This window comes from Nitrospira sp. (genome assembly GCA_024998565.1).
Classification (GTDB): domain Bacteria; phylum Nitrospirota; class Nitrospiria; order Nitrospirales; family Nitrospiraceae; genus Nitrospira_A.
The window spans coordinates 152882-170703 of sequence record JACOEM010000001.1 but is presented as its reverse complement, the minus strand read 5'-3'; the positions used below and the strand labels follow the sequence as shown (position 1 = coordinate 170703).

The 17822-nt window shown below is 58.4% G+C and carries 19 protein-coding genes; 9 read left to right on the top strand and 10 right to left on the bottom strand.

Annotated features, from left to right (window positions below):
- From H8K11_00870 to H8K11_00850, 5 genes are all read left to right on the top strand, one after another.
- Complete coding sequence (locus H8K11_00870; GenBank protein MCS6262283.1) at positions 1-1518, top strand: F0F1 ATP synthase subunit alpha; 1518 nt, start codon at positions 1-3, stop codon at positions 1516-1518.
- A 64-nt stretch (positions 1519-1582) separates the two neighbouring features.
- A complete protein-coding gene (gene atpG, locus H8K11_00865; protein ID MCS6262282.1) occupies positions 1583-2470 on the top strand; it encodes an ATP synthase F1 subunit gamma in 888 nt (295 codons plus the stop codon).
- Between the two features lie 68 nt (positions 2471-2538).
- Positions 2539-3981, top strand: a complete 1443-nt coding sequence (atpD, locus tag H8K11_00860; GenBank protein ID MCS6262281.1) for a F0F1 ATP synthase subunit beta — start codon at positions 2539-2541, stop codon at positions 3979-3981.
- A 125-nt stretch (positions 3982-4106) separates the two neighbouring features.
- Positions 4107-4529, top strand: coding sequence for a F0F1 ATP synthase subunit epsilon (locus H8K11_00855; protein ID MCS6262280.1), 423 nt, complete (start codon positions 4107-4109; stop codon positions 4527-4529).
- Between the two features lie 347 nt (positions 4530-4876).
- Entirely contained in the window at positions 4877-5482 is a 606-nt protein-coding gene (locus tag H8K11_00850; protein ID MCS6262279.1) for a hypothetical protein, read from the top strand.
- A 133-nt stretch (positions 5483-5615) separates the two neighbouring features.
- Here the strand turns inward: H8K11_00850 and H8K11_00845 are convergent, their stop codons facing one another.
- From H8K11_00845 to H8K11_00825, 5 genes are all read right to left on the bottom strand, one after another.
- Complete coding sequence (locus H8K11_00845; protein MCS6262278.1) at positions 5616-6212, bottom strand: DUF3365 domain-containing protein; 597 nt, start codon at positions 6210-6212, stop codon at positions 5616-5618.
- A 578-nt stretch (positions 6213-6790) separates the two neighbouring features.
- Positions 6791-7561: a peptidase gene (locus H8K11_00840; protein ID MCS6262277.1), complete on the bottom strand. Its 771-nt coding sequence runs from the start codon at positions 7559-7561 to the stop codon at positions 6791-6793.
- Positions 7558-8538, bottom strand: a complete 981-nt coding sequence (locus tag H8K11_00835) for an alpha-E domain-containing protein (protein MCS6262276.1) — start codon at positions 8536-8538, stop codon at positions 7558-7560. The genes H8K11_00840 and H8K11_00835 overlap by 4 nt, the downstream gene beginning before the upstream one ends.
- Before the next feature lie 73 nt (positions 8539-8611).
- On the bottom strand, positions 8612-10036 hold the full coding sequence (locus H8K11_00830; GenBank protein ID MCS6262275.1) for a circularly permuted type 2 ATP-grasp protein: 1425 nt from the start codon (positions 10034-10036) through the stop codon (positions 8612-8614).
- 87 nt (positions 10037-10123) lie between these two features.
- On the bottom strand, positions 10124-10702 hold the full coding sequence (locus H8K11_00825; protein ID MCS6262274.1) for a DUF3365 domain-containing protein: 579 nt from the start codon (positions 10700-10702) through the stop codon (positions 10124-10126).
- 130 nt (positions 10703-10832) lie between these two features.
- Between H8K11_00825 and H8K11_00820 the strand changes: the two genes are divergently transcribed.
- The gene (locus H8K11_00820; protein MCS6262273.1) at positions 10833-11795 is read left to right on the top strand and encodes an RluA family pseudouridine synthase; all 963 of its coding nucleotides are present in this window, start codon (positions 10833-10835) and stop codon (positions 11793-11795) included.
- Here the strand turns inward: H8K11_00820 and H8K11_00815 are convergent.
- Positions 11778-12263, bottom strand: coding sequence for a hypothetical protein (locus H8K11_00815; GenBank protein ID MCS6262272.1), 486 nt, complete (start codon positions 12261-12263; stop codon positions 11778-11780). The genes H8K11_00820 and H8K11_00815 overlap by 18 nt on opposite strands.
- Positions 12264-12644: 381 nt before the next feature.
- On the opposite strand from H8K11_00815, the gene H8K11_00810 reads away from it, so the two are divergent.
- The gene (locus tag H8K11_00810; protein MCS6262271.1) at positions 12645-13610 is read left to right on the top strand and encodes an RluA family pseudouridine synthase; all 966 of its coding nucleotides are present in this window, start codon (positions 12645-12647) and stop codon (positions 13608-13610) included.
- 79 nt (positions 13611-13689) lie between these two features.
- The gene (locus H8K11_00805) at positions 13690-14112 is read left to right on the top strand and encodes a hypothetical protein (protein MCS6262270.1); all 423 of its coding nucleotides are present in this window, start codon (positions 13690-13692) and stop codon (positions 14110-14112) included.
- A 58-nt stretch (positions 14113-14170) separates the two neighbouring features.
- Here the strand turns inward: H8K11_00805 and H8K11_00800 are convergent, their stop codons facing one another.
- Positions 14171-14350 carry a hypothetical protein gene (locus H8K11_00800; GenBank protein ID MCS6262269.1) on the bottom strand — a complete coding sequence of 60 codons (180 nt, stop codon included), beginning with the start codon at positions 14348-14350 and terminating at the stop codon, positions 14171-14173.
- Between the two features lie 63 nt (positions 14351-14413).
- Between H8K11_00800 and H8K11_00795 the strand changes: the two genes are divergently transcribed.
- Positions 14414-14857 carry a GNAT family N-acetyltransferase gene (locus H8K11_00795; GenBank protein MCS6262268.1) on the top strand — a complete coding sequence of 148 codons (444 nt, stop codon included), beginning with the start codon at positions 14414-14416 and terminating at the stop codon, positions 14855-14857.
- Positions 14858-14948: 91 nt separating this feature from the next.
- Here H8K11_00795 and H8K11_00790 read toward each other — a convergent pair whose 3' ends face one another.
- From H8K11_00790 to H8K11_00780, 3 genes are all read right to left on the bottom strand, one after another.
- A complete protein-coding gene (locus H8K11_00790; protein ID MCS6262267.1) occupies positions 14949-15770 on the bottom strand; it encodes a metal ABC transporter permease in 822 nt (273 codons plus the stop codon).
- Between the two features lie 280 nt (positions 15771-16050).
- A complete protein-coding gene (locus H8K11_00785) occupies positions 16051-16830 on the bottom strand; it encodes a metal ABC transporter ATP-binding protein (GenBank protein MCS6262266.1) in 780 nt (259 codons plus the stop codon).
- A 60-nt stretch (positions 16831-16890) separates the two neighbouring features.
- The gene (locus tag H8K11_00780) at positions 16891-17817 is read right to left on the bottom strand and encodes a zinc ABC transporter substrate-binding protein (GenBank protein ID MCS6262265.1); all 927 of its coding nucleotides are present in this window, start codon (positions 17815-17817) and stop codon (positions 16891-16893) included.
- Positions 17818-17822: the final 5 nt, after the last annotated feature.

Genomic DNA, 17822 nt, shown 5'->3' with positions numbered 1-17822 from the left:
ATGCAGATCAAGGCAGAAGAGATCAGCTCCATCATTAAAGAGAAGATCAAGGGCTTCGATCAACAGGTCGATGTCAGCCAGACCGGTTCCGTCATTCAGGTCGGAGACGGCATCGCGAAAATCTACGGATTAGACGGAGCGATGGCCGGAGAAATGCTCGAGTTTCCGGGCGGCCTGTACGGTATCGCGTTGAACCTCGAAGAAGACAATGTCGGCGCCGTGTTGATGGGTGACGATGTCGGAATCAAGGAAGGCGATCCGGTCAAGCGCACTGGTCGTATTGCGGAAATCCCGGTCGGTGAAGCGTTGATCGGACGGGTGGTGAACGCGATCGGTCAGCCGATCGACGGCAAGGGCCCGATCAACTCCCAACATTCGTCCCGTATCGAAGTCGTGGCACCCGGTGTGAACACGAGACAGTCGGTGCGTGAGCCGCTGCAGACGGGCATCAAGGCCATCGATGCCATGATCCCCATCGGTCGTGGTCAGCGCGAGTTGATCATCGGCGACCGGCAGACCGGAAAAACAGCCATCGCCGTCGATACCATCATCAACCAGAAGGGCCTCGGCGTCTTCTGTATCTACGTCGCTGTCGGTCAGAAGCGTTCGACGGTTGCGCGCGTGGTCAAGACCCTCGAAGAAAATCACGCCATGGAATACAGCATGGTCGTGGCGGCGACGGCCAGCGATCCTGCGCCGATGCAGTTCCTGGCCCCCTTCTCCGGTGCCGCGATCGGTGAATACTTCCGCGACAACGGCAAGCATGCATTGATTGTGTACGACGATTTGTCCAAGCACGCGGTAGCGTATCGGCAGCTGTCCTTATTACTGCGCCGTCCGCCGGGCCGTGAAGCTTATCCGGGCGACGTGTTCTATCTGCACTCCCGCCTGCTGGAGCGTGCGGCGAAGTTGAGCGATAAGTTGGGCGGAGGCAGCCTGACGGCCCTTCCGATCATCGAGACGCAAGCCGGCGACGTGTCGGCGTACATTCCGACCAACGTCATTTCGATTACCGATGGCCAGATCTATCTGGGCAGCGACCTCTTCTATTCCGGTATTCGTCCCGCGATTAACGTTGGATTGTCGGTCTCCCGCGTCGGCGGATCCGCGCAGATCAAGACGATGAAGCAGGTCGCAGGTACTCTCCGGCTGGACCTCGCACAATACCGTGAAATGGCCGCGTTCTCCCAGTTCGGGAGCGAACTCGACAAGGCCACTCAGATGCAGCTCGCCCGAGGCGTGCGCATGGTGGAATTGCTCAAGCAAGGGCAATACAAGCCGATGCCGGTTGCCGATCAAGTCTTGTCGATTTATGCGGGCGTCAACGGATTCCTGGACGATGTGCCCGTGGACAAGGTGCTGCAATTCGAGGCGGACCTGCTCCATTACGTGGCGCAGAATCACCAGGACATGCGGAAAGATATCGCCACGGTCGGAAAGATCGATGACAAGGTCGGCGGCAAGCTGAAGGAAATCATCGCGACCTTTAAGCAGAAAATGGGCTACGGAGCAAAATAGCGATCAGCCTTCACCTTCAGCATGGAGCTGAGGTCCGAGCGCTGACTGCTGAGAGCGTACAAGAATGCCGAGTTTACAATCTCTCCGGCGGAAAATCGCCGCCTTCAAGAATACGCAGAAAATTACCAAGGCCATGAAAATGGTTGCGGCCGCGAAGCTCAAGCGTTCGCAGGACCGTATTCTGGCTGCGAGGCCCTACGCTCATAAAATGCGTGGGGTGCTTAGCAATCTCAGTCAGCGCGTCAATCGTACATCCCATCCCCTGCTTCAAAAGCGCGAGGGGAAGAAAATCGAAATTCTCGTGGTCACGAGCGATCGCGGGCTGTGCGGCGGATTCAACGGCAATATTGTGCGGAAGAGCTCCGAGTTCGTCCGGCAGTGCGAAGCGCAGGGACTTTCGGTCAACCTCAGCCTGATCGGCCGTAAGGGGCGTGACTATTTCCGCCGTCGTGCCTGGCCGATCCGACAGGAGTGGACCGGAATCTTCGACAAGCTGACCTTCGAGCATGCCATCGATATCGGCGGCGACCTGACGGAAAATTTTGTGAAGGGCACGTTCGACGAACTCTACGTCGTCTACAACGAGTTCAAGTCTGCGATCCAGCAACGGGTGATCGTCGAGAAATTGTTCCCCATCGATGCGGCCGCCGAATTCGGTGCGGCACCGAGTACGACCGGGCAGTCTGCGGTCGGCGGTAGTTACTTATATGAGCCGGACGAGGGTGAGCTTCTGAATGCCTTGGTGCCGAAGCATTTTCAGATTCAAGCCTATCGCATCCTTCTGGAGTCGGCGGCGGCCGAGCACGGGGCACGCATGGCAGCCATGGACGGTGCGACTCGCAATGCAGGGCAACTCATCAAAAAAGTCACCTTGTATTACAACAAGACTCGCCAAGCGGCTATCACCAAAGAACTCATGGACATCGTGGGCGGCGCAGAAGCCCTGAAATAAAATGTGGAATGAGGAATGCTGCATCACGGTAATCCGCCGGGTGCATCATTGACGACAAGAGGAGCCTTATGAGCACAGGAAAAGTCATTCAAGTCATCGGCCCCGTGGTCGACGTGGAATTTCCCCCCGGTCAATTGCCGAACATCTACAATGCGCTCAAGGTGACGCAGGAAGAGAATAAGGCTGCCGGCAAGCCTGCCGTGCGGATCACGCTCGAAGTCGCGTCGCACCTTGGTGAAAACCGCGTCCGCGGCATCGCGATGTCGACGACGGACGGTCTGACTCGCGGCATGGATGTGCAGGATACTGGGGCCCCGATTTCTGTTCCCGTCGGTCGTGAGACCCTGGGACGGCTGATCAACGTGTTGGGTGAGCCGGTCGATGAAAAGGGTCCGATCAAGGCGAAGAAAACGTACCCCATCCACCGGCCTGCGCCGCGTCTGGAAGATCAGGACACGAAGACCGAAGTGCTCGAGACCGGTATCAAGGTGGTCGACCTCCTGGAGCCGTACAGCAAGGGTGGGAAGGTCGGTCTCTTCGGCGGAGCCGGAGTCGGCAAGACCGTCATCATCATGGAGCTCATCAATAACATCGCGCTCCACCACGGTGGATTCTCGGTGTTCGCCGGCGTCGGTGAGCGTACCCGTGAAGGTAACGACCTTTGGCACGAAATGCAGGAGTCCAAAGTCATCGATCCCGACGACCATACGAAGTCTAAGGCGGCGCTGGTCTATGGTCAGATGAACGAGCCACCCGGAGCCCGTCTTCGGGTCGCGCTGACCGGTCTCGCCGTTGCCGAATTTTTTCGGGACGAAGAGAATCAGGACGTGTTGTTGTTCGTCGACAATATCTTCCGGTTCACGCAGGCGGGATCGGAAGTGTCCGCGTTGCTTGGCCGTATGCCATCAGCCGTCGGTTATCAACCGAACCTGTCCACCGAAATGGGTGCGCTGCAAGAGCGAATTACGTCTACCAAAAAGGGGTCCATCACCTCGGTGCAGGCGATTTACGTCCCGGCCGACGACTTGACCGACCCGGCTCCGGCGACGGCCTTCGCACACTTGGATGCGACGACCGTGTTGTCCCGGCAGCTGGCCGAGTTGGGTATTTACCCGGCGGTCGATCCGCTCGATTCCACGTCACGTATTCTCGATCCGCAAGTCATCGGAGAAGAGCATTACAAGGTGGCCCGCGGCGTTCAATCCGTGTTGCAGCGGTATAAAGATTTGCAGGACATTATTGCCATTCTCGGTATGGACGAATTGTCGGAAGACGACAAGATGGCCGTGGCTCGCGCGCGCAAGATTCAGCGCTTCCTTTCCCAGCCGTTCCATGTGGCCGAAGCGTTCACTGGTGCGCCGGGCAAGTACGTGAAGCTCAAGGATACCGTCCGGAGCTTCAAGGAAATCCTCGAAGGGAAATACGACCACCTGCCGGAGCAGGCCTTCTACATGGTGGGTCCGATCGAGGAAGCCGTCGCGAAGGCGGAAAAGATGGGAGTCAAGGTTTAGGAGCGCGGAAACCGCGCGTCCTTGCCGCTCGCCCAACGCGCAGTCTTGGAAGACCCTCGTTGGACGCGCACAGGAGAGGACGCATCGATTCCCGTTCACGCGGGACAAGGGAGTTGTAAGAGAAGATGGCCGGGAAGATCCTATTAGAAGTCGTGACGCCGGAGAAGTTGCTCCTGAGCCAGGAGGTCGATGAAGTCATCGCTCCGGGTAGTGAGGGAGAATTCGGTGTCCTGCCTGGACACTGCCATCTTCTTTCCAGCCTGCGCATCGGAGAGTTGCGGTACAAGACTCAGGAAGCGTGGCATTATATGTCGATCCTGTGGGGCTACGCTGAGGTCACGCCATCCAAGGTCACGGTGATGGCGGAGATCGCCGAGAAGGCCGAAGACATCGATGTCGGTCGTGCACAACAGGCCGTCGAAAAGGCCGAGCAACGCCTCCAGGCTGGCGGACTTCCTTCAGAAGTGAAAGAGGCTCAGATCAGTCTCGAAAAGGCCCGTCTCCGAAAAAAGATCGCGGACCGTGCCAAAAAATCCGGGCACGCCTAACCTCTCTTCCCGATACTTCACGTAGTCTGCCGATTGCACCTCCCTGATCCGTCGTCGGGGGCCCTCCGGTGTTACGAACCACGTCATTCTATTCTTGCTTCCTTGGCCTCACGATCCTCCTCTGTCTCGGCTGTACGGCGCCCACGCTAACGAGTCGTGTCATTGAACAGGACTCCTCCTGGTTTGTGCGGCTCGACTCCCATCTCGAAGCCGGCAGTGCATCCCCACGATACGATCATCCGATTGTTTGGAGGGATGAAGATCTCTCTGCCATCCTGAGTCGATTGATCCTTCAAGAACGAGTCGGCCTTATGGATAACGCGAGGCCTCCGCGTTCGGTGTTCTCGTTGGAAGAGATCAACCTCCTTATTCCCACTCTTCGCAAATCCTTTCAGGAAGCGACATCCCATGAATGGATCGTCTTTATGCTTGTTGGGCAACAAGGGACAGGTACTGAGACCACTTCCGGCGGTATGTTTGTCGAGGGTGGTAAGCTCCATCTGGTGATCGCCAATCACCGTCTCGCGCTCGCGGAGAATTCGGAAGAGCATACGCGTGTGCGGGCGAACCCTCTCCATTCCGTTCAAGGCAGCGGCGGTGCCTTGGCCTTTGACTCGCCTCGATTTGTGATCGGGACCAAAGCCAATTGGTCAGGTGGTCATCGAGCGTCCGCCAGCGAACTAATCCTCGATCATACTGCATTTCTTTCCTCTCTCCAGCGCACGGGGTCGGCGGCGGCTCCTGTTCCTGTCCGTGGATCGCATGCGTTCGCCACAGCACCTGAAGCTGATACATCTCGGCTGGGATCATCCAATTCCGTGCAGGTGGATTCAGAGCAGATCATTCTTCGACTTCGCGAAGAGATCGAAAGACTGAAGCAGCAACTGGCAGACCAGGCTTCTGAGGTTGATCGATTGAAGGGTCGTGAAATTCGCAGCACACCAACTCCGTGATTCGTACCCCTCCCTGAGAGCGACTCGAAACGATTCTCGGGGCAGGACCAGTTCTGTTCTCCCCGGCAGGACTCTGGTCCGTCCTGCCGGTAACCGATCCGACGCCCACGGCCTGCATACGCAACCGCTGTGTTTATGGCCCGACGGGGATCGTAATCACGATTGCACCCATCACATCATTCAGCTTGAAATCACGTTTGGGGCTGTCGGGATGCGCGTTGTGGCAACCGAGGCAGGCTTGGGTGGCTGCGAGATCGGCATACACCGCTTGAAAATAGCGCGTCTCCCCGATCTTCATAAAGCCGGTGTGGGGTCGATTCGGTTGCGTCAAGATGGTTCCGAGCCCGGCCTTCTCCAGCTCGTTTGCCGCCACATTGCGCTTGTTGATCGGCCACAGACTGATCAGTCGATATTGGATGCCCAGCCCCTTCTTGGCGATGTACCGTCCCGACTCCATCAGGAACTGAGCCGGTAGCGGCAAGGTATTCTTCTGCTCCCAGTTCTCCGATGCAACGACCACACCCTTGGTCTGCAAGCGCTCGACGACATGCCTGGTATACACATCCCGGTCTGCTTCAATCACGGCGTGGATGTAATTGGCCACCGTTTCAATCGGCAGGGTGACGGGAGCATTCTCAGGCAGTGCGCGACTCGGCCACAACACCGTCGCGCCGACGAATGCGAATCCCAGTACCGTCGCGACCCGCAGCAATTTGTGAGAGGATGTCATGACAACCTCCTTGTTGCGCACACGGGTGGTCCGGTCTGGCCGGCACACCACGTGGGCAGATGAATGGCACAGTAGGGTCTTGCCTATGAGTGCTTGCGGAAGTCGGGAAGACGAACGAGATCGATTGCCGGGCGGATGAGGAGAATGAGTTGGAGACTATCGACCCTGAGGATCGGGCCGAGCGATGAGCCGGGATGCCGACCCTAGCGATGGCCTCCTGAAAAAACGACCGGTCGTGGGAAGGTACCGAAGGCATCGCCCCAGCTCCTTGCCCGTACGAACCAACGTGCCCACCAGATCATACGGTCACTCATCATATTACGCTTCGATCTGTACGCTGTCTAATCATCTTATGAGAGGGCACGACACCACCGGTTGCCACTAGGGGAAATACGTCCATTTCTTTGCCCGTCATCCTGTCGCATATACCGCTATGGCTCGGGCCATGATGTGAAGCACGACCTTCGGTGCGCACGAGAGCAGGGCAACGTGGGCGAGCGGCGAGGTTGAGCGCGACGTGTCATCGGGACACAGGCTGTCGGTCGGTGGCCGGGCTAGCGGAGAATTGCGAGCTGGACTTACGATGCTGAATTGCCGTGGTCGTGAGGGGAAGAGCGAGTGCCTTTCGGCAGAGCCTCCAGCAAACGATCTACCCATGAGGCGGGAAGCTCTTCCACTGAATCGGCAATGCGCGATTGCCACCACGAAGAAATCTGAGCAAGGTCCTCTTTTTGAAAGCGGTGTTCGAGAATGTCGAACGTATCGTGCCGGTACAGCACGACATCGAGCGGATATTCGACGCTGGTGGAGCTCGTACGTGTAGCATCGAAGGCGAGGAAGCCGACCTTCAGCGCGAGGTCCATGCTGGAGTGATACCTCAGCACGCGATCGAGGAGCGGCTTTCCGTAGCCGGATTCGCCGATGATACAGTAGGGGGTGCCTTCACTGACTTCGACCCAATTGCCTTGAGGGTAGATCAGATAAAGTTTGTGGGTGAGGTCGTTTTCCAGTTGCCCGCCCACCAGGGCGTGGAGATTGAAGGTCAGTCCAGCATTATATAAGGCGCTTTTATCTTCTTCGGCCACACGGCGGATCTGTGCGGCAAACACGTTGACCGCTTTGAACAGTTTGTCGAACGTTTGGTCGCTCTCGCTGATGGCCTCATCGAAATAGGTCACAGCTTTGTCTCGGACCGATCGTAATCCTGATGTCATGAGAAACATCGAGTGGCGGCCATGTTGATGGATGGAGACCTTTCCAGCGGTGATGCATTCCGCCCCCGTCGTCACCCGCGTGTCGGCGATCCCGACCAACCCCTCCTCCACCTTCATTCCCAAGCAAAACGTCATTGCTCCTCCGTGACGGACTCTGTGTAGTGAACTCGGCGAGGCACGAAGAACGTTTCAGAAATAGCCTCGCCTACTTGGTTGAGTCGTGCTTGAAAGTGGTCCACAAATTCATGCAGACCCCTTGTGACGCAGTCTTCGATGTCGACAAAGTCTAGTTCGGCGCGCAGGCGTCCCAATCGTTTTTCGGCCAGGTTTTGATACGATCCCCGTTCGGATCCGCTAATCGCGTGCAGGGAGTCCTCCGCTTTAATGAGGCAATAGCGGATTGCCCGCGGGAAGGTGGGTTCAAGGATGAGAAAGGCGGCCACGTCATCCGGAGCGATGCGTCCATAGCGTTTGTAATACATCTCTAAGGCGCTCGCGGATTTCAATAAATCCGACCATTGGATGATGTCGAACGGCGTGCCGACTTCATCGGCGGTCGGCAAGAGGATGAAATATTTGACATCGAGAATGCGCGAGGTTTTGTCCGCTCGTTCGAGGAGGCGGCCGAGCCGTGCAAAGTGCCAACCCTCTCCATGGGACATGGTGGCATCGGTGATTCCCCACAGTAGATGGCTCGCGGCTTTGACGTCGGCCAAAAATGCGTGGAGGTCATGGTGCGACATCCCGCGAGTGACGGCGTCTCGGACCAACAGGTAAAAGCGGTTGACCTGTTCCCACATTTCACTGGAGATGATTTCCTTGACCGAGCGCGCGTTTTCCCGCGCGCCCAGGAGGCAGGACAGAATGGAATTCGGGTTCTCGGCATCCGCCACAAGGAAATGAAGCACGGTCTCCTTCGTCGCTTTTCCATAGCGCGCGACAAACATCTCATGATCGCCTGTCGTGGCGACCAGCGGCTCCCACTGCTCGACCGTGCCGCGAGGAAGGTCAAGAGAGAGATTCAAATTGACCTCGATGAACCGGGCATAGTTTTCCGCCCGTTCGATGTAGCGGTTCACCCAATAGATGGAACTGGCCACTCTGCTCAGCATCGCGGTCTCCGACCAAGGTGTTCGCAGAGCCGCCGGCCGACCGATCGGCAGGAGGCCTGTGCGCGCGCAAGACTCATGACAGCACCCACGTATCTTTGTTACCGCCACCTTGGGAGGAATTGACGACCAATGACCCTTTTCTCAAGGCCACGCGAGTCATGCCGCCCGGCAACACATAGAACCCTTTCCCCTGCAAGACGTACGGACGAAGATCGACATGTCGTCCCTCGATCTGGTCTTCCACCAGAGTCGGCGATCGGGAGAGCGCGAGTGTGGGCTGAGCGATGTAGTTGCGAGGGTCGGCCTGGATGCGACGGGCACAGTCTTCTCGTTCTTGCTGAGAGGCCTGAGGGCCGATCATCATGCCGTACCCACCGGCTTCGTTCGTCGCCTTGACTACCAACTGATCGAGATGTTCCAGCACGTAGTCTCGATCCCGGCGTTCCCAGCAGACGTAGGTGGGCACGTTGGGGAGTATCGGTTCCTCTGCCAAGTAGTAGTTGATGATCTTGGGGACGTAGGCATAGATCGCCTTATCATCGGCGACGCCGGTGCCGGGCGCATTCGCGATCGCCACGCGGCCGTTCTTATAGGCCTCCATGACACCGGGAACTCCCAGCAGAGAATCGGGACGGAACACCAACGGGTCCAAATATTCGTCATTGATCCGCCGATAGATGACGTCCACCCGATGGGAGCCCTTCGTGGTGCGCATGTGGACCGAGCCATCGATGACGACCAGGTCACTGGCTTCCACCAGTTCCACACCCATTTTTTGAGCCAGAAGAGAATGTTCGTAGTAGGCGGAATTGTAGCTGCCGGGCGTGAGAATCACGATCGTCGGATCGGGGAGGTCAGACAGGGACCGAAGGGTTTCCAGCAGGCGGCTTGGGTATTCATCGACCGGCCTGACGCGATAGGCCTCAAACAATTCTGGAAAAGTTCGTTTCATCACCTGTCTGGCTTCCAGCACATACGCCACCCCGGACGGGCAGCGCATATTATCCTCAAGGACATAATAGCGGCCGTCGCTGATGCGCACCAGGTCGATCCCGGCGATGTGACACCAGATTCCGCGAGGGGGATTGAGCCCCCAGCAGGCTTTCAGAAACCCTTTGCTGGAATAGATCAGTTCGCTTGGGATGACGTTATCTTTGAGGATCTTTTGCTCGTGATACACATCATCAATAAATAGGTTTAGTGCGCGCAGGCGTTGGCGAAGGCCGGTGTCGATGAGCGTCCAATCCGGTGCCTCCACAATCCGCGGTACGATGTCGAAGGGAAAGATCTGTTCGTGCCCCTCGTCGCTGCCGTACACGCCGAACGTCATGCCCATGTTCAGGATGACGCGTTCCGCTGCTTGCTGGCGCTTTCTAAGTTCTCCATCGGGGAGCGATGCAAACTTCCGCAGCAGTAACGCGCTTCCCCGCCGGGGCCGGCCGATTCCTTCAAACAATTCGTCGTAGAACTCGCCTGGGTCGTAGGTGGAAAACTTCATGTCAGGTGTCAGTGCCTTCCGTCGTTCTTCGGACGGCTCGGCAGGGAGCGCCGTTTCCCCGCGGGGTATCGACGCTGCCGTCCGAACCTACTCCTTGCTCAGGGGAATTTCTATCACCATCCCGCCCATGACGTCATCGATCTTGAAATCGTGTTTCGGGCTTTGCGGGTGCGCATTGTGGCAAGCGATGCAGGCCTGTGTTACGGCGCGGTCGGCGTAGACGGCTTGGAAATAAGACTGGCTGCCGATGGTGACGGTGCCGGAAACAGACCGTTCGGGATGGAGTCGCACGGCTTCCAGGCTGTTTCGTTCCGAGTTGTTCGCCGGTGCGTTCTGGGGGTTGATCGGCCACAAGCTCATGAGGCGGTAGCGCACTCTGGTTCCGGTCAAGGTTGCCAATTCACCGGCCTCCCGCAGAAATTGGGCCGGCAGCGGCAACGTGGTCTTGTCCCTCCGCCAGGTTTCCGATGCGGGTGTGCCGCCCTGTTTCTGCATTCGCTCGACAACATGGATGGTGTAAAACGTACGGTCCGCTTCAATCACTGCATGCAGGTAGTCAGCGACGACTTCGGGGGGGATTCCCGGCAGGTCTGCTGCTAGCCCTGTCTTCGCGAGTCCGCTCACCAGGATCAGGCACGTTGCGACGAACGCGAGCTTCCCTCCCATGGTCCACCCTCCTTCTCATAAGTCGAACCGGCCTCGCAACGCTCAGCATAGGCCGATTGTCGTCGAGAGGCAATCGGTCGGCCTTCTACGATTGCATTCGGTTGCCGCGCTGCCGTAGCGTAACAGCGTTATGCAAACGGAATTTGTCATCTCTGCCGGGGAGCAGCCCAAACGGTTGGACGTATTCCTCGTGCACCGCGAGCCGAAGCTCTCGCGCGCGGCCTTGCAGCGGATGATTACTGCGGGCTGGGTGCGGGTTAATAGTCTGATCGCCAAATCGAGTCAGCGAATCAAAGCGGGAGATGTCATCGTCTTTGATGCGCCTCAGGCTGCCCCGTTACGGATCGATGGCGAGACAAAACAGCTGGAGATTCTGTTTGAGGATCATGCGTGCCTAGTGCTGAATAAGCCCGCCGGGATCGTGGTCCACCCGTCACCGGGACATTGGTCCAACACGCTGCTGAATGCATTGCTGGACCATTGCGCCCGGGGGGGTGGGTCGGCGACGCCGGGCGTAGTGCATCGGTTGGATAAAGATACGTCCGGAGTCATGGTGGTGGCCAAGACAGAGGAGGCGCACCGAAAACTATCGATGCAGTTCGAACGTCATGCTATCACCCGTCACTATGAGGCGCTTGTCGTGGGCGTGCCGCCTGAATCGGAAGGCCGGATCGATGCGGCGCTGGGACCGGATCGGCGAAATCCCAAACGCAGTTCAGTCCAGACGCTTCATCCGAGGCCTGCAGTCACAGACTATCGAGTCGAAGAGATGTTCGGCAAGGCGGCGGCCCGCCTCGTGCTCAGTCCCCACACAGGCCGCACGCACCAGTTGCGGGCGCATCTTCACACCATCGGCCATGCCATTCTCGGTGACCGGGCCTACGGGGGGGAGCGAGTCGGTGCGATCGCGGGGTATGAGATTCCGCGGGTCATGCTGCATGCCCGTATGCTGGGGTTCACACATCCTGTTACCGGGATGTATGGCGAGTGGACGGCCGACGCGCCGTCTGATTTTCAGGCCGTACGACAGGGGCTCTATGCAGGGCGGCAATTCGAGCCAGCGGGCGACGAGCGGTTACAACGAGAGGCCTGAGATATCGCGGTCTAGGTGTTGGTGCTGGACGAGGAAGTAGGGGAATCGGCCGAATGCGAGGCGGCAACCGACCAGGTAGCGTGGGTGGGTGGTGCCCACCGGGAGGTGAGTGGACCAGCGCACCTCGAACAACGTCAGTGAGCGCTGTCGTTGCAGCGCCGGATTCTGAAGACTGAGTAATTGTCTGCTCTGAGGTTTCTGGTCAAGCAAGAGGAGAATGCCGTCCGAACTGACATTCAACGAATAGGCCTTCCCGAGTATTGTGGAGGCGTCGGAACCATGTCCCTCCACCAGCTCGTAGACGCAAGGAGTCCTGACCGCAAACCGAGTGTCGATGCGCCGGTCGCGCACGGGGGGCGAGATCGGTTGCTCGATCCGATTGTCCACAATGGGGGGCAACGATTCCGCTGTCGGAGCGAACGTGTCCTGCAGCGACCTGAGGATTCTGTGGATAAAATCAGCAGCCATTGGATTGTCACAATCTCCACATGTTGAAGCAGCAAACTCCTCTCTGTAAATAAGCAAGTCAGGTGCCTGTACCAAAAGGTAGAGGCATCATGCTAACAGCATGAATTTTTTCTGGAGTAGGAGTGTGCCATCATGCGACACCATGGGAATGCGCAGAAACATGGTGTCAAATCCAACGCACCACTGACAGAAATGAACGGTCAAACATACCTTCGTGCCGGCGTTGAAGGACGCTAGTAGGCAGCGCAGCATGTGGATGGATTGTGGACGACATGTGCGTGAAGTGTGTAGAGGATGGGGACGGAGCGGGCGGCTTGTGTTTGCCAGGCCTGTGTGGCAGCTTATGTCCTCGCATGTTCGATGACGTCAGGCAGTCACCACGTGAATAGGATCAGCACCACTCCGGTTGAAATTGTCGTGACCGGAGGAGAATCGTCCAAGCGGATCGATGTTTTCCTTGCCAACCGCGACCCGACTTTCTCTCGCTCGGCCTTGCAGCGCTTGATCGGGGAAGGGCGCATTCTCATCAATGGGCACACGATCCGGCCAAGCCAGAAGATCAAACCGGGTGACCGCATCCGGCTGGAGGTGCCGCGACCTGAACCGCTGGACCTCAAGCCCGAAGCCATCCCGTTTGATATTCTCCACGAAGATGCGGAGTTGCTCGTGCTCCATAAGCCGGCCGGCCTCGTGGTACATCCCGCGCCGGGGAATTGGTCCGGGACGTTGGTGAATGCGCTCCTGCATCACTTCGCAACCTCGGGCGTCACACCGTCACATATCGGAGGCAAGGAACGTCCGGGACTCGTTCACCGGCTGGACAAAGAAACCTCGGGCGTCATGGTGATTGCGAAGACGGACCAGGCGCATCGGGCGTTAGCCGCGCAGTTCAAGCTCCACACGATCACCAGGGTGTACGAAGCCTTGATTTGGGGCGTACCCAAGAAGGGCCATGGCCTGATTGAACTGGCGATCGGGCGCGATACCAAAGAGCGGAAAAAGTTTTCGGCGCGGACGACCAAACCGAAACCCTCTGCGACCGACTACCAGGTTGAGGAGCGGTACGGCAAGGTCGCGGCCCATGTGCGTCTCTTACCCAGAACCGGACGCACTCATCAGTTGCGAGTCCATCTGACGTCGATCGATCATCCCATCCTGGGGGATAAGACATACGGCGGAACCAAAGTGATGTCGGTGGCGGGGGTGCCGATTCCCCGTGTCATGCTCCACGCGCGTACGCTGGGATTTACGCATCCCAACGGCGGGGAGTATCATCAGTTCGATGTGCCCTGCCCGCCTGATATGGAGCAGGTGCAGGATCTCCTCCGGGCAGCCACGGTACACTAGAAGTCGCAGGCGATCAGCCTGAATCAGCAAGACGCCGCCACCGGATATGACGGTCGGCGAGAGTGAGGAGAGTCGAACGATGGAAACCAGTGCCGTGCTTGATCGGATCGGTGAGCTGATCGCGCAGCTCAAAGGGTACGCTTCCAAATTACCGCCGGTGGTACATCTCGCCTCGGTGCCGACCGGGGTCAAACCAAAGCCAGAGGCCGTGGAAGTGTTCGAGCAGGCCCTCCTGCGGTTTCGGGAGCAAAGCGGCCGCTCTCCGTTTAAAAGTCTGCAGGATTATCTGATCGAGTCGCTCGAAGCGTTCGAGGTCGGCAATGTGCTTGGGGTGGTTCAGCCGCTGCTGGCCGTCCTCGATCAGGTGGAGCGCATGTATCGGGATAAGGAGATCAAAGTCGGTCCGGCCGAAGAGAAGCGTATGGGGGAGTATCGTGCGGCGTTGGTCAAGATCCTGCCGGGGAGTCAGCCGGAATTGGAGGGGGCAGGGCGGGGCATGTGAAGTTCGGATCGGCCCTGTTCAATTGAGCCTGATCATCCGTTAAACAGGGCGGGAACGGTCAATGGCCCATCTTCGGGCCGGCAGCGTTGGCGCCGGCGGTCACCAGCTGGAAGCGGACGGTCGAGCCACAGTGCGGACATTTCGCGCGGACCGTTTCTTCGTCGAGGACGTCGTAATGGTTCTCCTTCAGCCACATCAATTGAAAACACTTCGGACAGCTTCGCACTTGCGTTCCCATGGTCTTCCCCTTACACTACGGTTAACTGACTGACGCCGTTCGGAGGGACTAATTTAGTACAAGATGCCTCCCGCTCTCAAGACCGATCAGCATCCCATCACCTTCTCCGACCGCAACGATTTCGACGCTGCACAACTGATTCATTTGTACCGGCAGGCTCCCTGGGCGAAGCATCGTGCGCTTGAGCAGGCGCAGGCGATGCTGGCCAAGACGGATGTGGTCATCTCGGCCTGGGATGGCCCTCGCCTGGTGGGCTTTGGCCGCGTGCTGACCGACTACGTGTTCCGAGCGTCGATCTGGGATGTGATCGTGGATCGCGACTATCAGGGACGAAAGATCGGCACCGAGATCGTGCGACGGATTCTCGACCATCCCACCCTTCGGCAGGTTGAACTATTCTGGCTTTGCACGCGCATGCCCGGGTTTTATGAACGGCTCGGGTTCAGCGCGAAAGAGCAGACCGGTATGGTCTGGTCTCGAAAGCAGCCGGATCCGCAACCGCAGTAATCCATCCGCATCCAACGGTTTTCTTCTCCGTACTCATCCAATCCCAGTCGCCGATTCTTGCCCGTGAGGCGTACGGGCCTGCCCGGTTGTGCTAGGTCGGCTGAATTCGATGCAACCGTTTGGGCGAACAACAGACCGCGAGAAAGAACAGGCTCGTGGCCAAGAGAACAATCGAGGGACCGGAGGGAAGATCGAAGGCATAGGACAGCAGTACGCCGCTTACGGCGCAGAAGATGCCGATGAGCATGGAGTAGAGCGTCATCTGAGTCAGGCTGTGCGTAAGCTGGTAGGCTGTAGATGCGGGGATCAGAATCATCGCAAACACGAGAATCGCTCCGACGGTTTTCAACGCAATCACCACGGTGAGCGCCACGAGTGTCAGCAGGAGGTAGAAGATTTGCCGCGCGGGGACGCCGGATGCTGCTGCCATCTCCTGGTCGAAGGCAATGAAGTACAGTTCCTTCGAGAGCAGAAGGATCGTTCCCAGCACCACCACGCTCAGCCCGCCGATGGTCATGAGTTCGTCCGTGGTCACGGAAAGCACGCTGCCGAACAGATACCCGTAGACCTCGGGGTTATACGTCTTCATGAGTCCGAGGAAAAGAATGGCCAGCGCCATGGTGGCGGTATAGAGGATGCCGATGGACACGTCCAGCTTCATGCGCCCCTTCTCCTCGACCCAACCCGTGATCCAAACCGTCGCCAGTCCGAACACAATGGCGAGACTGAGCGGAGGAAGGCCGAGGAGATAGGCGAGGGTGACACCGGCAAATGCGGCATGGGCGGTCCCGGCCCCTGCGAACGCGAGGCCCCGTAAGACGACGAACACGCCGATGACGGAGCAGACCGCGCCGACCAGTGCGGCGGCCAGAAGTGAGCGTTGCATGAAATCGTACGCGAGCAGTTCGAGCATCGTAGTATGTGGTGACCGAATAATCTTGTGAATGAATGAGTGCGATGACTGAGTCTAGCCCGGACTATTCATGAATACCTACTCCGGCGTCCGATCCTCTCGCCCGGCGAGGCTTTTCTCGTTCGGCCTCCTCGACGGACTGCCGGTACGCCTGCGTCGGCCTCACTTGCGAGAAGCCCCGGCGGGCTTCCGTCTCGAACGCCTCGCGACGGCATTCGTGAATAATCCGGGCTCGGCCCTTGAATCCGAACCGTCGCCGGTTCGATTCAACATATGTGCTTCAGTGGTGATGGTAATCCTCAACGAGAACAAAGTCCTTGTCCGTAATGACCAGTTCTTTCCCGTATACCTGACTCAGAATCTCCGGCTTCAGAACCTCTTGCGGCGGCCCTTCGGCAAAGAGCTTCGTCTTGAGCAGCACCAACCGGTCGACCCGCGACCGGATCATGTTGATGTCGTGAGTGATCATGAGAATGGTCAACTTCAGCTCTTGATGCAGCTGCTGGATCAACTCCACCACACTATGCTGCGCGGTGAGGTCCAATCCGGTCGTCGGCTCGTCCAACAAGAGAATTCGGGGCTGTTGCGCCAGCGCCCGCGCGATGAACACCCGTTGCTGCTGTCCGCCGGAAAGGGCGCCTAAGGCGGAGTCTCTGTGATGATCCATGCCGACCTGGGCCAGCGCCTGACGGGCGATGTCCCGATCCTTTTGTGACGGTCGCCGAAAGAGGCCGAGCGCGCCGTATCGTCCCATCATGGCCGCTTCCAGCACGGTCACGGGAAAGTTCCGGTCGATCATGCCTTTTTGCGGCAGATAACCGATGAGCGCACGATGGTGACAGCGGAGTTCTTCGCAGGCACAGTCGAGGACACGGAGGGTTCCGCTCAGCGGGGCCATCAGGCCCAGCACGGCACGACAGAGTGTCGTTTTCCCGGAGCCGTTGGGGCCGATCACCCCGACAAATTCCGATTCCGGAATGGTCAGGGAGATGTCCTCCAGGGCCACGATACCGGGAAAACCGAAGGTGGCATGGTCGAAACGGATAATGGGATGGGTCATGCGCGGCGGTGTACGTTGAAAATGCTGGTTTTTCGGTCGATGTCCGGGTGGCTGCGGCGGTCAGGTCTGTTCAAGCGCCTGGGCCAATTGGAGCACATTATAGCGGAGCATGTCGAGGTAGGTCTCGGTCCCCGGTAAGCCACCGGGCAAGGTCGTCAACACGGCGATATGGGCGCCGGTTTCCCGAGCCAACAATAGTGGGACCTTCTGATTCAGTTGTACCTCGGAGATAATCACGCGGACCCGGTCTCGCTTGATGGTTTCGATCAACGTATGCAGATGTCGCGCGGAAGGTTCTCCCCCCGGTTGTGTCTGGATCGTGCCGGCGATGTGCAGATCGTAGCGTCGGGCAAAGTAGGGCCAGGCCGGGTGGTGAACGATCACCGCGCGGTTCGGCAATGAGCGGAGCCGGGCCAGCGATTCGTCCTGCACGCGCGTGAGTGCCTGGAGGTACGTCGCGGTGTTGGTCCGATAGTCGGTGGCATGGGCCGGGTCTGCGGCGACCATGGCATCGGAAATGTGTCGGACCATGGTGGCTGCGGCCGCCGGATCCAGCCAGACATGCGGATTCCCCGCCGCGTGCTCGTGCGAATGGCTCGTCCCTGCCGGCTCGGGGTGATCCTGGATCAGCTCGATGTCTTTGGAGGTCGTCACGACCCGCAACGAGCCATTGCCGGCGTTCTTCACCAGTGAGGACACCCAGACTTCGAGTCCGGCCCCGACTTCGAACAAGAGCGCGGCTTTGCGAACCGCGACAAGATCGCTTGGTTTCGGCGAATAGGTATGCTCACTCTCATACCCGGTCATGAGCGAGTTCACATGCACATACGAACCGCCGATTTGTTGCACCCAGTCCTTCAAGACCGGGAGCGTCACAACAACACGAAGCGGTTCGGCAGCGGATGCAGCAGAAGCTATCGCGGAGGAGCCCCATTCACAGGGGATCGTAAATGCGAAAAGCATGGTCAGGACGATCAGGCGAAACATCCGGC

Coding starts and splice junctions, on each gene's coding strand:
- H8K11_00785 (MCS6262266.1), bottom strand. CDS start 16,830: ATGACCCATCCCATTATCCGTTTCGACCATGCCACCTTCGGTTTTCCC.
- H8K11_00800 (MCS6262269.1), bottom strand. CDS start 14,350: ATGGGAACGCAAGTGCGAAGCTGTCCGAAGTGTTTTCAATTGATGTGG.
- H8K11_00780 (MCS6262265.1), bottom strand. CDS start 17,817: ATGTTTCGCCTGATCGTCCTGACCATGCTTTTCGCATTTACGATCCCC.
- H8K11_00815 (MCS6262272.1), bottom strand. CDS start 12,263: ATGGCTGCTGATTTTATCCACAGAATCCTCAGGTCGCTGCAGGACACG.
- atpD (MCS6262281.1), top strand. CDS start 2,539: ATGAGCACAGGAAAAGTCATTCAAGTCATCGGCCCCGTGGTCGACGTG.
- H8K11_00855 (MCS6262280.1), top strand. CDS start 4,107: ATGGCCGGGAAGATCCTATTAGAAGTCGTGACGCCGGAGAAGTTGCTC.
- H8K11_00790 (MCS6262267.1), bottom strand. CDS start 15,770: ATGCTCGAACTGCTCGCGTACGATTTCATGCAACGCTCACTTCTGGCC.
- H8K11_00825 (MCS6262274.1), bottom strand. CDS start 10,702: ATGGGAGGGAAGCTCGCGTTCGTCGCAACGTGCCTGATCCTGGTGAGC.
- H8K11_00795 (MCS6262268.1), top strand. CDS start 14,414: ATGCCTCCCGCTCTCAAGACCGATCAGCATCCCATCACCTTCTCCGAC.
- H8K11_00805 (MCS6262270.1), top strand. CDS start 13,690: ATGGAAACCAGTGCCGTGCTTGATCGGATCGGTGAGCTGATCGCGCAG.
- H8K11_00830 (MCS6262275.1), bottom strand. CDS start 10,036: ATGAAGTTTTCCACCTACGACCCAGGCGAGTTCTACGACGAATTGTTT.
- H8K11_00840 (MCS6262277.1), bottom strand. CDS start 7,561: ATGACGTTTTGCTTGGGAATGAAGGTGGAGGAGGGGTTGGTCGGGATC.
- atpG (MCS6262282.1), top strand. CDS start 1,583: ATGCCGAGTTTACAATCTCTCCGGCGGAAAATCGCCGCCTTCAAGAAT.
- H8K11_00845 (MCS6262278.1), bottom strand. CDS start 6,212: ATGACATCCTCTCACAAATTGCTGCGGGTCGCGACGGTACTGGGATTC.
- H8K11_00820 (MCS6262273.1), top strand. CDS start 10,833: ATGCAAACGGAATTTGTCATCTCTGCCGGGGAGCAGCCCAAACGGTTG.
- H8K11_00870 (MCS6262283.1), top strand. CDS start 1: ATGCAGATCAAGGCAGAAGAGATCAGCTCCATCATTAAAGAGAAGATC.
- H8K11_00835 (MCS6262276.1), bottom strand. CDS start 8,538: ATGCTGAGCAGAGTGGCCAGTTCCATCTATTGGGTGAACCGCTACATC.